This window comes from Pseudomonas eucalypticola (assembly GCF_013374995.1).
In the GTDB taxonomy this organism is placed as follows: Bacteria; Pseudomonadota; Gammaproteobacteria; order Pseudomonadales; family Pseudomonadaceae; genus Aquipseudomonas; species Aquipseudomonas eucalypticola.
In genome coordinates this window covers 5,047,287-5,060,867 of the sequence record NZ_CP056030.1, presented here as the reverse complement: position 1 = coordinate 5,060,867, position 13,581 = coordinate 5,047,287, and the positions used below count along the sequence as shown (strand labels likewise).

15 protein-coding genes are annotated in these 13,581 nt (G+C 61.8%); 6 read left to right on the top strand and 9 right to left on the bottom strand.

Features of this window, described 5'->3' with window-relative positions:
• Positions 1–9 precede the first annotated feature (9 nt).
• The 3 genes from relA to HWQ56_RS22505 all read left to right on the top strand — a co-directional run bounded on the left by relA (position 10) and on the right by HWQ56_RS22505 (position 3,738).
• Positions 10–2,256, top strand: coding sequence for a GTP diphosphokinase (relA, locus tag HWQ56_RS22515; RefSeq protein ID WP_158155073.1), 2,247 nt, complete (start codon positions 10–12; stop codon positions 2,254–2,256).
• Positions 2,257–2,338: 82 nt separating this feature from the next.
• Positions 2,339–3,172 carry a nucleoside triphosphate pyrophosphohydrolase gene (gene mazG, locus HWQ56_RS22510; RefSeq protein WP_176571810.1) on the top strand — a complete coding sequence of 278 codons (834 nt, stop codon included), beginning with the start codon at positions 2,339–2,341 and terminating at the stop codon, positions 3,170–3,172.
• A 26-nt stretch (positions 3,173–3,198) separates the two neighbouring features.
• The gene (locus HWQ56_RS22505) at positions 3,199–3,738 is read left to right on the top strand and encodes a DUF2058 domain-containing protein (RefSeq protein ID WP_176571809.1); all 540 of its coding nucleotides are present in this window, start codon (positions 3,199–3,201) and stop codon (positions 3,736–3,738) included.
• Between the two features lie 70 nt (positions 3,739–3,808).
• Here HWQ56_RS22505 and HWQ56_RS22500 read toward each other — a convergent pair whose 3' ends face one another.
• The 5 genes from HWQ56_RS22500 to pyrC all read right to left on the bottom strand — a co-directional run bounded on the left by HWQ56_RS22500 (position 3,809) and on the right by pyrC (position 7,101).
• On the bottom strand, positions 3,809–3,991 hold the full coding sequence (locus HWQ56_RS22500) for a hypothetical protein (RefSeq protein ID WP_158155076.1): 183 nt from the start codon (positions 3,989–3,991) through the stop codon (positions 3,809–3,811).
• Between the two features lie 277 nt (positions 3,992–4,268).
• Complete coding sequence (bfr, locus tag HWQ56_RS22495; protein ID WP_158155077.1) at positions 4,269–4,745, bottom strand: bacterioferritin; 477 nt, start codon at positions 4,743–4,745, stop codon at positions 4,269–4,271.
• A 201-nt stretch (positions 4,746–4,946) separates the two neighbouring features.
• On the bottom strand, positions 4,947–5,165 hold the full coding sequence (locus HWQ56_RS22490; RefSeq protein WP_158155078.1) for a bacterioferritin-associated ferredoxin: 219 nt from the start codon (positions 5,163–5,165) through the stop codon (positions 4,947–4,949).
• A gap of 221 nt (positions 5,166–5,386) precedes the next feature.
• Positions 5,387–6,058 carry a ribonuclease T gene (gene rnt, locus HWQ56_RS22485; RefSeq protein WP_158155079.1) on the bottom strand — a complete coding sequence of 224 codons (672 nt, stop codon included), beginning with the start codon at positions 6,056–6,058 and terminating at the stop codon, positions 5,387–5,389.
• A complete protein-coding gene (gene pyrC, locus HWQ56_RS22480; RefSeq protein ID WP_158155080.1) occupies positions 6,055–7,101 on the bottom strand; it encodes a dihydroorotase in 1,047 nt (348 codons plus the stop codon). Before pyrC ends, rnt begins: the two co-directional genes overlap by 4 nt.
• 129 nt (positions 7,102–7,230) lie before the next feature.
• On the opposite strand from pyrC, the gene HWQ56_RS22475 reads away from it, so the two are divergent.
• Positions 7,231–8,199, top strand: coding sequence for a flagellar protein MotY (locus HWQ56_RS22475; protein WP_176571808.1), 969 nt, complete (start codon positions 7,231–7,233; stop codon positions 8,197–8,199).
• A gap of 131 nt (positions 8,200–8,330) precedes the next feature.
• Positions 8,331–9,548 (top strand): argininosuccinate synthase, encoded by a 1,218-nt coding sequence (locus tag HWQ56_RS22470; RefSeq protein ID WP_158155082.1) that lies wholly within the window; start codon positions 8,331–8,333, stop codon positions 9,546–9,548.
• A 57-nt stretch (positions 9,549–9,605) separates the two neighbouring features.
• Here HWQ56_RS22470 and HWQ56_RS29575 read toward each other — a convergent pair whose 3' ends face one another.
• Positions 9,606–10,268 (bottom strand): glycosyltransferase family protein, encoded by a 663-nt coding sequence (locus HWQ56_RS29575; RefSeq protein WP_245217799.1) that lies wholly within the window; start codon positions 10,266–10,268, stop codon positions 9,606–9,608.
• Between the two features lie 575 nt (positions 10,269–10,843).
• Between HWQ56_RS29575 and HWQ56_RS22460 the strand changes: the two genes are divergently transcribed.
• Positions 10,844–11,470 carry a response regulator transcription factor gene (locus HWQ56_RS22460; protein WP_158155083.1) on the top strand — a complete coding sequence of 209 codons (627 nt, stop codon included), beginning with the start codon at positions 10,844–10,846 and terminating at the stop codon, positions 11,468–11,470.
• 97 nt (positions 11,471–11,567) lie between these two features.
• Here the strand turns inward: HWQ56_RS22460 and HWQ56_RS22455 are convergent, their stop codons facing one another.
• The 3 genes from HWQ56_RS22455 to HWQ56_RS22445 form a co-directional block, all read right to left on the bottom strand.
• Entirely contained in the window at positions 11,568–11,744 is a 177-nt protein-coding gene (locus tag HWQ56_RS22455) for a PA3496 family putative envelope integrity protein (RefSeq protein ID WP_176571807.1), read from the bottom strand.
• Between the two features lie 107 nt (positions 11,745–11,851).
• Positions 11,852–12,490 (bottom strand): endonuclease III, encoded by a 639-nt coding sequence (gene nth, locus HWQ56_RS22450; RefSeq protein ID WP_158155084.1) that lies wholly within the window; start codon positions 12,488–12,490, stop codon positions 11,852–11,854.
• 19 nt (positions 12,491–12,509) lie between these two features.
• Positions 12,510–13,487, bottom strand: a complete 978-nt coding sequence (locus HWQ56_RS22445; protein WP_245217798.1) for an RnfABCDGE type electron transport complex subunit B — start codon at positions 13,485–13,487, stop codon at positions 12,510–12,512.
• Positions 13,488–13,581: the final 94 nt, after the last annotated feature.

Sequence of the window (13,581 nt, the reverse complement as noted above, 5' to 3'; positions counted from 1 at the left end):
GTAAACAAGATGGTACAGGTGAGAGCACACCAGCCGATCAACACTGACGGCAGTATCAATCTCGATGCGTGGCTGGACCACATCGTCAGTGTCGACCTGGCGCTGGACCGTGCAGCCCTGAAAAAAGCCTGCGAGTTCGCCTTGCAGGCCGAGCAACAAGGCAACATGGCCAAGCACTCCTGGGCCGACGGTACGTCCTGTTTCCAGGCGGGCCTGGAAATCGCTGAAATACTCGCCGACCTCAAGTTGGACCAGGACACCCTGGTGGCCGCTGTCATCTACCGCGCCGTGCGCGAAGACCGGGTCACGGTGGCCCAGGTCAGCGAGCGCTTTGGCGCCGTGGTGGCCAAGCTGATCGACGGCGTGCTGCGCATGGCGGCCATCAGTGCCAGCCTCAGCCCGCGCCAGTCGCTGGTGTTGGGCAGCCAGGGCCAGGTGGAAAACCTGCGCAAGATGCTGGTGGCCATGGTCGACGACGTGCGCGTGGCACTGATCAAGTTGGCCGAGCGCACCTGTGCCATCCGCGCGGTGAAGAACGCCGACGAAGAGAAACGCAACCGCGTGGCCCGCGAGGTGTTCGACATCTACGCGCCGCTGGCCCATCGCCTGGGTATCGGCCATATCAAATGGGAGCTGGAGGACCTGTCCTTCCGTTACCTGGAACCTGACCAGTACAAGCAGATCGCCAAGCTGTTGCACGAGCGCCGGCTGGACCGCGAGCGTTTCATCAGCGACGTGATGACCCAGTTGCAGAACGAGCTGCTGGCCACCGGCGTGAAAGCCGACATCAGCGGCCGTGCCAAGCATATCTATTCCATCTGGCGCAAAATGCAGCGCAAGGGCCTGGAATTCAGCCAGATCTACGACGTGCGCGCGGTGCGCGTGCTGGTCCCGGAAATGCGCGACTGCTACACCGCGCTGGGCATCGTGCATACCCTGTGGCGGCACATCCCCAAGGAGTTCGACGACTACATCGCCAACCCCAAGGAGAACGGTTATCGCTCGCTGCACACGGCGGTCATCGGCCCCGAGGGCAAGGTGCTGGAAGTGCAGATCCGCACCCACGCCATGCACGAGGAAGCCGAGCTGGGCGTATGTGCCCACTGGCGTTACAAGGGCACCGACGTCAAATCGGGCTCCAACCACTACGAAGAGAAGATCTCGTGGCTGCGCCAGGTGCTGGAGTGGCACGAAGAGCTGGGCGACATCGGTGGCCTGGCCGAACAGCTGCGCGTGGACATCGAGCCCGACCGGGTCTACGTGTTTACCCCTGACGGCCACGCCATCGACCTGCCCAAGGGCGCCACGCCACTGGACTTCGCCTACCGCGTGCACACCGAGATCGGCCACAACTGCCGCGGCGCCAAGATCAACGGGCGCATCGTGCCGCTCAACTACAGCCTCAACACCGGCGAGCAAGTGGAGATCATCACCAGCAAGCACGGCACGCCAAGCCGCGACTGGCTGAACTCCAACCTGGGCTACGTGACCACCTCGCGGGCGCGGGCCAAGATCGTCCACTGGTTCAAGCTGCAGGCCCGCGACCAGAACGTCGCCGCCGGCAAGACTTTGCTCGAGCGCGAACTCAGCCGCCTGGGCTTGCCCCAGGTGGACTTCGAGCAGTTGGCCGAGAAAGCCAACCACAAGACTGCCGAGGACATGTTCGCCGCCCTTGGCGCGGGCGACCTGCGCCTGGCGCACCTGGTCAACTCGGCCCAGCAACTGGTGGAGCCGGAGCGCGGCAACGAGCAACTGGAATTGATACCGCGCAAGTCCAGCACTGGTTACAAGCCGGGCAAGCGTGGCGACATCCAGATCCAGGGCGTGGGCAACCTGATGACGCAGATGGCCGGCTGCTGCCAGCCGCTGCCGGGCGACGCCATCGTAGGCTACATCACCCAGGGGCGTGGCGTCAGCATTCACCGCCAGGACTGTGCCTCGGTGCTGCAACTGGCGGGCCGCGAGCCCGAGCGCATCATTCAGGTCAGCTGGGGCCCGGTACCGGTGCTCACCTACCCGGTGGACATCATGATCCGTGCCTACGACCGTTCCGGCCTGCTGCGTGACGTCTCCCAGGTGCTGCTCAACGAGCGCATCAACGTGCTGGCGGTCAACACCCGCTCGAACAAGGAAGACAACACCGCGCTGATGTCCCTGACCATCGAGATCCCCGGGCTCGACGCCCTGGGCCGCTTGCTGGGGCGCATTTCGCAGTTGCCCAACATCATCGAGACCCGGCGTAACCGTACGCCTTGAGGCGTAGCGGCAGGCTGCACGCTGCAAGCCGGATGTACGGGGCTGCGGCGTGCAGCCTGCCGCTGCGGCCTACAGGAGCCCTATGTATCACCTCAATGATCTGCTCAGCCTTATGGCCCGCCTGCGAGACCCGCAGTACGGTTGCCCCTGGGACATCAAGCAGACCTACGCCAGCATCGTTCCCTATACACTGGAGGAAGCCTACGAGGTCGCCGACGCTATCGAGCGCAGCGATTTCGAGCACCTGCAAGGCGAGCTGGGCGACCTGCTGTTCCAGGTGGTGTATTACAGCCAGCTGGCCCGGGAAGAAGGGCGCTTCGAGTTTGACGGCGTGGTGGATAGCATCACCCGCAAGCTGATCCGCCGTCACTCCCATGTATTCCCCACCGGCGACCTCTATGCGCCATTGGATACCCCGCGCCTGAGCGAAGAACAGGTCAAGCTGCGCTGGGATGAGATCAAGGCCCAGGAGCGTGCCGAGAAGGCCACGGCCCCTGAGCAGCTGTCACTGCTCGATGACGTGCCCCAGGCCTTGCCGGCCCTGGCGCGTTCGGCCAAGCTGCAAAAGCGTGCCGCAGGTGTCGGTTTCGATTGGCCTGCCGCGCTGCCGGTGCTGGACAAGGTGCGCGAAGAGCTGGACGAAGTGCTGGAAGCCATGGCCGGTGATGACCACGCTGCGGTGAGCGAGGAGGTCGGTGACCTGCTGTTCACGGTGGTGAACCTGGCCCGCCACCTCAAGGTCGACCCGGAAAACGCCCTGCGTGGCGCCAACGGCAAGTTCGAGCGGCGCTTTCGTTTTATCGAACAGGCATTGCGCGACACCCACCGCCCCATTGAAGATTGCACCCTCGACGAATTGGACGCCCTGTGGGGCGAAGCCAAACGCCAGGAAAAAAACCTGCCCAGCTGTGGCTGAGCCCGTTGCATAAGTGAGCACGTACCATGAGCCTTTCCCTTCGTGACCAATTGCTGAAAGCCGGTCTGGTCAACCAGAAGCAGGTCAAGCAAGTCAGCAAGAACCAGCAGAAACAGAAACGCCTGGAGCAAAAAGGCCAGGTGGAAGTCGACGACGCCCAGCAGCGGCTGGCCCAGGAAGCGAAGGCCGAGAAGGTCAAGCGTGACCAGGAGCTGAACCGCCAGCAGCAGGAGAAGGCCGAGCAGAAAGCCCGCGCCGCCCAGGTCAAGCAATTGATCGAGGTGTCGCGCCTGCCCAAGTTGACCACCGAAGACTATTACAACTTCGTCGATGACAAGAAGGTCAAGCGCCTGTCGGTCAACGCCTTGATGCGCGCCAAGCTGAGTTCCGGTTCGCTGGCCATCGTGCATCATGGCGGTGGCTACGAGGTGATCCCCCGCGAGGCTGCCCTGAAGATCCAGGAGCGCGCCCCCGAGCGGATCGTGCTGCTGAACGTGGTGACCGAAGAGCCGGACGCCGATGACCCGTACGCGGCCTATGTGATCCCTGATGACTTGATGTGGTAAATCCTGCGTCACGAAAAACCCCGCCTGAGCGGGGTTTTTTATTGAAGGCAGTAGTAACGATAAAAATGACTTACTGCTGGGAGCGCTGCGCTTCCAGATTCTCCAGCTCGGCTTTATAGCTCTGAGCGTCGTTCTCGTTGTGGAACATGCCCACCAACAGGTCTTGTTGGTAAACGTCCCAGATACGGATGCCAGCGGCCACGCCTTCGTGAGACATGTGTGAATCGTCGCGTTCGGTTACTTTGACAGTCATTTGAAAGCTCCAATTTCTCAAGTTCTGCAGCAAGGCTCTGCAGGACTCCTTTATAGAATTTGTTAGCTTCCTAAGTAAACAGGCGGTTTCTGCAACGATGACTTGCGCAAATCGCACGAATGGCTGAAAGCCCCGCGCTTGGCGGCCTGCGGCGGTTTGTCACACCCTACTTTGGTTACATGAAAGTATCTTCATATTGCCGTGGGGAACCGTCCGGGCACAAAAAAGCCCTGTGGGCAGGGCTTTCAGGGTGTGCAGCTCGGAGCCTGGGGCGAGCTTACTCGTCCTCGCCCATACCCGACTGCAGGTAGTTCTCCAGGCTGACCTTGTCGATCAGGCCCAGCTGGGTTTCCAGCCAGTCGATGTGCTCTTCCTGGTCTTCCAGGATGTCTTCCAGCATGTCGCGGCTACCGAAGTCGCCGGTGGTCTCGCAGTGGGCAATGGCGGCCTTGATGTCGACGTGGGCCTTGCGCTCGATCTTCAGGTCACACTCCAGCATTTCACGCGTGTGTTCGCCGATGAGGATCTTGCCCAGCTCTTGCAGGTTGGGAATGCCTTCCAGGAACAGGATGCGCTTGATCAGTTTGTCAGCGTCCTTCATCGCCTGGATGGATTCCTTGTACTCGAACTTGCCCAGCTTGTTCAGGCCCCAGTCTTCATACATGCGCGCGTGCAGGAAGTATTGGTTGATGGCGATGAGCTCGTTACCGAGGATCTTGTTGAGATGCTGGATGACGCTGATATCGCCTTTCATGGTGGGGTCCTGTCCTGAGTAAAGAGTGCCAATGACGGAAGTTTGAGCCCCGCAACTTCCGCTGTCAAACCTAAGTTATTGAATACTATATGAAAATTAATCGGAATAAGAATGTTTGAGTTCCGCATCCAGAACGTAACTACTTGAATTGCAGGCATAAAAAAACCGGACACGGGGTCCGGTTCTTCGATATTCGGGGTTTCAGGCGGCGGTAAATTCTACCGGGTAGGGCAGGGCGGCCTGGCTGGCTTGTAGTTCAGTGAGGGTTTCACGCACCACCTGCTTGGCGAGGCAGGCGCATTTACCGCATTGAGAGGCCACACCCAAGGTCTGGCGGACGTCCTTGTAGCTGCAGCATCCTTCATAGATCGCGTCACGGATCTGACCGTCGGTCACACCTTGGCAGAGGCAAACATACATAGGGGGCACACCGTCGCTGTGTCGTCTTGATGCGGTGAGACTAATCGTAATGAGAATGCTTGTCAAAACAACTTCGCAACGCATTAAGCAAGAGCGATGGGTGGTCATGTGCAGGGGACAGGAGGGTGCAGGAAATGGCGTGCCAGCGAGTGGGTGGCGGCTCGGAAGCTCGCTGGCATGCCAGATTCTGCGCCGATCAGCGGGTGATCAGGCGGGGTGCATCAACGGTCGAAGTCTTCCCAGCCGCCCATTTCCTTCCAGCGGTTGACGATGCCGCAGAACAGCTCGGCGGTCTTCTCGGTGTCGTAGCGAGCCGAGTGGGCCTCACGGCCGTCGAAGTCGATGTCGGCTGCCTGGCACGCCTTGGCCAGCACGGTCTGGCCGTAGGCCAGGCCCGCCAGCGTCGCGGTGTCGAAGCTGGAGAAAGGGTGGAACGGGTTGCGCTTGAGGTCGTTGCGCGCCACGGCGGCGTTGAGGAAGCCCAGGTCGAAGCTGGCGTTGTGGCCCACCAGTACCGCGCGCTTGCAGCCATTGGCTTTCAGCGACTTGCGGATGCTGCGGAAGATGTCGGTCAAGGCCGACTCCTCACTCACCGCCATGCGCAGCGGGTGGTCCAGCTTGATGCCAGTGAACTCCAGCGCCGCCGGCTCGATGTTGGCGCCCTCGAATGGCTCTACCCGGAAGAACAGCGTGTGCTCGGGGTACAGGAAGCCCATCTCGTCCATGCCGATGATGGTCGCGGCGATTTCCAGCAGCGCGTCGGTGGCGCTGTTGAAGCCGCCGGTCTCGACATCGACCACTACCGGCAGGTAACCGCGAAAGCGCGCTGCCATGGGGTGGCGTGAACCGCCACCGCCGGTGTCCTGGTCTTCGTCGAAGTGGTCTTCACTCACGCGGTTTTCTCCAGCAGGCGCCAGCGCAGTTTTTCACCGGCGCGCAGCGGGATGACGGACAGCTCGCCGAACGGCAGGCTGGCCGGGGCCGTCCACTCTTCGCGGACCAGGGTAATGGTGTCGGTGTTCACCGGCAGGCCATAGAAGGCCGGGCCGTGCAGGCTGGCGAAGCCTTCGAGCTTGTCCAGCGCATTGCGCTGCTCGAAGGCCTCGGCGTACAGCTCGATGGCCGCGTAGGCGGTGTAGCAGCCGGCGCAACCGCAGGCCGCTTCCTTGGCGTGCTGGGCATGAGGGGCCGAGTCGGTGCCCAGGAAGAACTTGGGGCTGCCGCTGGTGGCCGCGTCGAGCAGAGACACCTGATGGGTGTTGCGCTTGAGGATCGGCAGGCAGTAGAAGTGCGGACGAATGCCGCCCACCAGCATGTGGTTGCGGTTGTACAGCAGGTGATGCGCGGTAATGGTCGCCGCCACGTTGGCCGAAGCCTCGTTGACGAACTGCACGGCGTCACCGGTGGTGATGTGCTCGAACACCACTTTCAACGTCGGGAAGCGTTCCACCACGCGGCGCATGTGCTCGTCGATGAATTGTTTCTCGCGGTCGAACACGTCCACTTCGCCGCGGGTCACTTCACCGTGCACCAGCAGCAGCATGCCGACCTCGGCCATGGCCTCGAGCACCGGGAAGATCTTGTCGACGCTGGTCACGCCCGAGTCGGAGTTGGTGGTGGCGCCGGCCGGGTACAGCTTGGCCGCATGGACGAAGCCGCTGGCCTTGGCCGCGCGGATGTCGTCGGGCGTGGTCAGGTCGGTGAGGTAAAGCACCATCAACGGCTCGAAGCGGCTGCCGGCCGGGCGGGCGGCCAGGATGCGCTGACGGTAGGCGTCGGCTTCCTCGGCGTTGCGAACAGGCGGTACCAGGTTGGGCATGATGATTGCGCGGCCAAAAGTGCGCGCAACGTCGCCGACGGTGTGGGGCAGCACGGCGCCATCGCGAAGATGGATGTGCCAGTCATCGGGACGCAGGAGGGTCAGGCGGTCGGACATGGGGGTTTCCAGGCGGTTCGAACTCGGGGGAATGCTACCGCAAATGGGCGATGCAGGCACTCGGTATCAAGTTTTCCACGACCCGACCGATAGCCCGGAGGTATGCCGTACACATTTGTGGAGCCTCCCGTGCGCCAGCGTTATCTTGCCCTGCTCAGTATGTTTGCCAGCTTGCCTGCGATGGCAATCACGTTCCAGACCCGTCTGGAGAATGTCGAGTGGAAGGTCGAAGGCGATCAGTTCGAGTGTCGGCTGGTGCAGCCGATCGCCGATTTCGGCTCCGGTGAATTCGTTCAGCGCGCGGGCGAGGGCGCCGTGTTCAGCCTGCGCTCCAGCAGCCGATTGCTGGGCCGCGGTTCGGCCACCCTGCTGGCGGCGGCCGCACCGTGGCAGCCTGGGCGCGGCGACATCAGCCTGGGCTCGGTGCGCATGGGCAGCGGCGACACCCTGTTCAATAGCTCCCAAGGCCAGGCCAGCCGTTTGATCGGCGGTCTGATCGAGGGGCGCAGCACGGTCATCCGCACGTTCTCCGGGGAAACCGGGCGGCCCACCGAAGTGCGGGTGCTACCGGTGAAATTCAGCCAGGGCTACACCGACTTCCAGGCCTGCACCAGCAAGCTGCTGGCCATGAACTTCGACCAGGTCAGCCGCACGCAGGTGGGCTTCCCCGGCGGCGGCAACGACCTGGATGCTGCGGCCAAGCGCCGGCTCGACACCATTCTGGCGTACATGAAGGCCGACCCCAGCGTGAACCATGTCGAACTCGACGGGCACTCCGACAACAGCGGCAACCGCTTGACCAACCGCGACATGTCGCGCCGTCGTGCGTTGGCGGTGATGGACTACCTCAAGGCCGCGGGCGTGCCGGAAGCCGATATCGTCATGCGCTTCCATGGCGAGCAATACCCGATCGCGCCGAACACCAACGCGACCAACCGTGCCCTCAACCGCCGCGTGAACATTCAACTGTCACGGGTGCCCGTGGCCGAGAAGCCGGCGGTAGCGCCCGAAGCGGTGCAACAAGCGCCCGTGCCGGCCTCCCAGCAGGCACCTGCGCAGCCCGGCCCTGCGCAGGCCAAGCCGCCCGCACAGCTATGAACACTGCCTGACGGGGTCGCCCGGGCGAAAGTTATTGTCGCTTCATCGTCATTTGCTGTCGCGCCTCTGTAAATCTGCGGGTTTGAACGGTAGACTAATCGGCTTTCCGTACAACCCCGTGGAGTGATGGCATGGCGGACGTAAACAAGGTCGTTCTGGCGTATTCCGGCGGCCTGGACACTTCGGTGATCCTCAAGTGGCTGCAGGACACTTATAACTGCGAAGTGGTGACCTTCACCGCTGACCTGGGCCAGGGCGAAGAAGTAGAACCGGCTCGCGCCAAGGCTCAGGCCATGGGCGTCAAAGAAATCTACATCGACGACCTGCGCGAAGAATTCGTGCGCGACTTCGTGTTCCCGATGTTCCGCGCCAACACCGTCTACGAAGGCGAGTACCTGCTGGGTACCTCCATCGCCCGCCCACTGATCGCCAAGCGCCTGATCGAAATCGCCAACGAAACCGGCGCCGACGCCATTTCCCACGGCGCCACCGGCAAGGGCAACGACCAGGTGCGTTTCGAACTGGGCGCCTACGCCCTCAAGCCAGGCGTGAAAGTCATTGCCCCATGGCGTGAGTGGGACCTGCTGTCGCGCGAGAAGCTGATGGACTACGCCGAGAAGCATGGCATTCCGATCGAGCGCCACGGCAAGAAGAAATCCCCGTACTCCATGGACGCCAACCTGCTGCACATCTCCTATGAAGGCGGCGTGCTGGAAGACACCTGGACCGAGCACGAAGAAGACATGTGGCGCTGGACCGTCTCCCCGGAGAAGGCTCCCGACACCCCGCAGTACCTGGAACTGACCTACCGCAACGGTGACATCGTCGCGCTGGACGGCGTGGAAATGTCCCCGGCCACCGTGCTGGCGACCCTGAACAAGATCGGCGGCGCTCACGGCATCGGCCGTCTGGACATCGTCGAGAACCGTTACGTGGGCATGAAGTCCCGTGGTTGCTACGAAACCCCTGGCGGCACCATCATGCTGCGCGCCCACCGTGCCATCGAGTCCATCACCCTGGACCGCGAAGTCGCTCACTTGAAAGACGAGCTGATGGCCAAGTACGCCAGCCTGATCTACACCGGCTACTGGTGGAGCCCTGAGCGCCTGATGCTGCAACAGATGATCGACGCTTCCCAGGTCAACGTGAATGGCGTCGTGCGCCTGAAGCTGTACAAGGGCAACGTCATCGTTACCGGCCGCAAGTCCGACGACTCGCTGTTCGACGCCAACATCGCTACCTTCGAAGAAGACGGCGGTGCGTACAACCAGGCCGACGCCGCGGGCTTCATCAAGCTCAACGCGCTGCGCATGCGTATCGCTGCCAACAAGGGCCGCAAGCTGTTCTGATTGCCCCCTGGTTGCACCACAAAGCCCCGGCCTGTCCGGGGCTTTGTGCTTTCTGGCTCACGCAGGACCCACGTTGTCATGCGCCGCCGTGGCTTGTCGGTTGAGGGTAACGAGGGCGGCGGTGTCCACGTCGTAGGCGCTGACGATGCAGTCGCTGCCTTGTGCGAAGGTTCTGGCCAGCGCCTGGGCCATCCGTTCCCCCGCACCGCCGCTTCCGTGCCCGGCCTGGTACAGCAGAATGAGGTGCCGGCCGTTTTCCTGCGGGGTGCTCATCACATCATCAATCGCGGTGTTCAACGACTGGGCCGTGTCGAACCGCCTGCAATCCAGCACATACACGGCCGTGGGCTGAGGGCCGCAGGTGGGTGGATCGGGTGTGCGCGGCGGTCGGTTCGTGGCCGCTGTGGGGGGCGTCGCCACTGCGGCGGCCGGCGGTAGTGCAACCGGCGTTACGGCTAACGGCGGACCATTGGCGATTTGCATGAAATCGCCTGGGTTATTGAAGTCTGAAGGCGAGTACAACACTTTGTAATTGAAATTGAGGGTTACAAAGAATAACAGTGTCAAGAAAGGCGGAAAACCAACCAGAAACCACGTGTAAAGGTCTTGGCTGTCTTCTTTGAGGAAAGGCAGCGAAGCCAATGCCGAGGCTTCCACAATCGCGGCAAAGATCGCAATGATCGTCAGGGGGTTCTTGGTGTTCGCGGGAGGACTGGGCATGGTAGCTCCTTGCCAAGGCTTTATTCAGCCGACATCTGTCAGCGACATCGTAGAGTTTCAATGGCAAGCACCGGTTAATGCATAGTTATTTTTGTTTTGGCTTATGACGCCCCACACCGGCTGCGCGGGGCTGGCCTTCCCGGCCTCATGGCCTGAAGGCCCCGGCTGACAAAGCTCTTGCAGGATCTGCGAGGTGTAAAATCGTTTACAACTGGATATAAAGAGAAGGGCAAACCACCTATGCAGGGCTGCCCGTGGCACGCCTTGGCTGCCGAAAAACGAGAGGCCCGGAATTGGACACAGGTTGATTGGCTTGTAAGTAAATACTCAATTGCTGCCGATAATTCAATGTGCAATGCTCATTGTCGTCAGGTATTTATCAATGTAGGGCTACCAATTGTCGGAAAAATCTGGAGAGAACTTCAGTGGAGGAGGTTTTCTGTAGGAAAAGTCTTTGTTGGCTGTGGGTTTTGTCTTTGCCGCTAGGTGGATGGTGGCGATGCAATGCAAATGGCCAGACGACTAGGCTATTGTGCGGGCTCTAAAAATTCGAACAGCGATAATTGGATTTTCCCATGAATAAAGTGCTGATCGTGGATGATCACCCTGTCATTCGCCTCGCGGTGCGCATGCTGATGGAGCGCCACTGCTACGAGGTGGTGGGGGAGACGGACAATGGCGTGGAAGCCTTGCAACTGGCACGGGAGCACGAACCGGACATCGTGATTCTCGACATCGCCATTCCCAAGCTCGATGGCCTGGAGGTCATCGCCCGGTTGGCGGCGGAGAAGCGGCCCGTGAAGGTGCTGGTGCTCACGTCCCAGGCGCCCGGGCATTTTTCCATGCGCTGCATGCAGACCGGCGCGGCGGGTTACGTGTGCAAGCAACAAGACCTGACGGAATTGCTCAGCGCCATCAAGGCGGTGTTGTCGGGGTACAGCTACTTCCCCAACCAGGCATTGCACTCGGTGCGCTCCAGCCTGGGCAATGCTTCCGAGGCGCAGATGATCGAGCGCTTGTCGGGTCGGGAAATGATGGTGTTGCAACAGTTGGCGCGGGGCAAGAGCAACAAGGAAATCGCTGACGGCATGTTCTTGAGCAACAAGACTGTCAGCACCTACAAGACCCGGCTGTTGCTCAAGCTCAATGCCCGGTCCCTGGTGGACCTGATCGAACTGGCCCAGCGCAACGGCCTGGCATGATGACCGGCGGGCAATGGGAGGGGCAATGGGAGGGTCAGCGAGCTACCGTGCCAGGGTAAACCCCTCGCTGACCGATACCCCAAGGCCGGGGGGGCGGTCAGAGGTCGAAATCGTAGTCGGCCAACTGCTTTTGCAGCCGGCGTTCTTCCAGAAGATTGTCGATGGTGCGTCGTTTGCTGAGGTTGGTTTTCGCCGTCTCCACGGGAGCGTCATCTTCACTGTCGACGGGGGTGAATTCGTCTTCCACATCCAGTTCTTCTTTACCAGTGCTCATAGAGTCAACTCCAGGCTTGGAATGCCATTGGCGCACCTTATATCGGTAAAAACGCAACAGGTAAAAAAGATTTTTTCAATCGCCTGATCAGCTTTTTCAATAAGCGCTCAATCGTCGGAGGTCTTGTACTTGTAATCGCACAAGTCCTCGATGCGGCAACTGCCACACCGTGGTTTGCGCGCCTGGCACACGTAACGGCCATGCAGGATCAACCAGTGGTGTGAATCGAGCAGGTAGTCCTTGGGGACGAACTTGAGCAGGTTTCTTTCCACTTCCAGCACGTTCTTGCCGGGGGCGATGCCCGTGCGGTTGCTCACCCGGAAAATGTGCGTGTCCACCGCCATCGTGGGCTGGCGGAACGCGGTGTTGAGCACCACGTTGGCGGTCTTGCGGCCCACGCCCGGCAGGGCCTCCAAGGCCTCGCGGGTTTGCGGTACCTCGCCACCGTGCAGTTCCACCAGCATGCGGCATGCTTCGATCACGTTGCGCGCCTTGCTGTTGTACAGGCCGATGGTCTTGATGTACGCCGACAGGCCGTCAACGCCCAGGGCATGAATGGCAGCGGGGGTGTTGGCGACGGGGAACAGCTTGGCGGTGGCCTTGTTCACGCCCACGTCGGTGGACTGGGCAGACAGTATGACCGCGATCAACAGCTCGAAGGCAGAGGTATAAGCCAGCTCGGTCTTGGGTTCGGGGTTGTCTTCATGGAGCCGGCGAAAAATCTCCCGGCGTTTGGCGGCGTTCATCGGTCACGGTGTCCTGAGGTCATGGCTGGCTACTGGCGTCCAGCGCTTGTTGGGCCAGGCTGACGGCTTGGCGGGCAGCCTCCAGCGCTGTGGCATCGGCGTTGTCGGCACGCTCCAGCTTGCCCAGCTCTGCGCGGCGCATGGCCAGTTGTATCTTCAGGCGCTTTACGTCAGCGCCGGGGGCTGGCGCTTGGGCGGCCGGCACCTGGGGTTGCAGGCCAGCCAAGTGGGCCTCGGCCTTGCGGGCTTCTTCGTCCAGTGCCTCCAGGCGCTGAAAGTGTTCCAGGGTGGGCGGTGTCGGGTAGACGCGCAGCGTCTTGGTCCACTGCGCGCGGGTCATGGCTGCGGCGACTTTGGCCTGTTTGAGCACGGCATCATCACCCGCCTTGTGCGGTTGCACGCGGGCCAGCGCGGCCTGCACGGGGTCGGCCGGTACCGCCAGCCGGGCCTGGCGCTGGCTTTCACGGCGTGCCAGGTCACGGGCCAGACGCGCCTTATGGTGCTCGAAGCGGCGTCGTGCGCGCTCACGCTTGTGGGCCCGAGCCGCGCGCTCGCTATCGTCGTGGGCCAGGCCGCCGACGATGGCCACGCCCTGGTCGGGCGCCAGTGGCCGCAGTTCGATGCAGTCTACCGGGCACGGCGCGACACACAGGTCGCAGCCGGTGCATTCGTCGACGATCACCGTGTGCATCAGCTTGGCGGCGCCGACGATGGCATCCACTGGGCAGGCCTGGATGCATTTGGTGCAGCCAATGCACTCGGCCTCGCGGATATAAGCGACCTGGGCCGGGGCACTGCCGCGGCAGGTGTCCAGGGGGATGACGGGCACCTCGAGCAGCTGGGCCAGGGCGATGATGGTTTCGGTGCCGCCGGGCGGGCATTTGTTGATCGCCTCGCCAGCGGCAAGGCCCTGGGCATAGGGCATGCAGCCGCCATGGCCGCATTTGCCGCACTGGGTCTGGGGCAGAAGGGCATCGATGCGTTGAATGAGGCTCATGTCAGGTGTCCGGAATAAATGAGGAGCTGGCTTGCCAGCGAGCGTCTGGTTACCCAGAACAGCTCGCTGGCAAGCCAGCTCCTGCATGACCGCC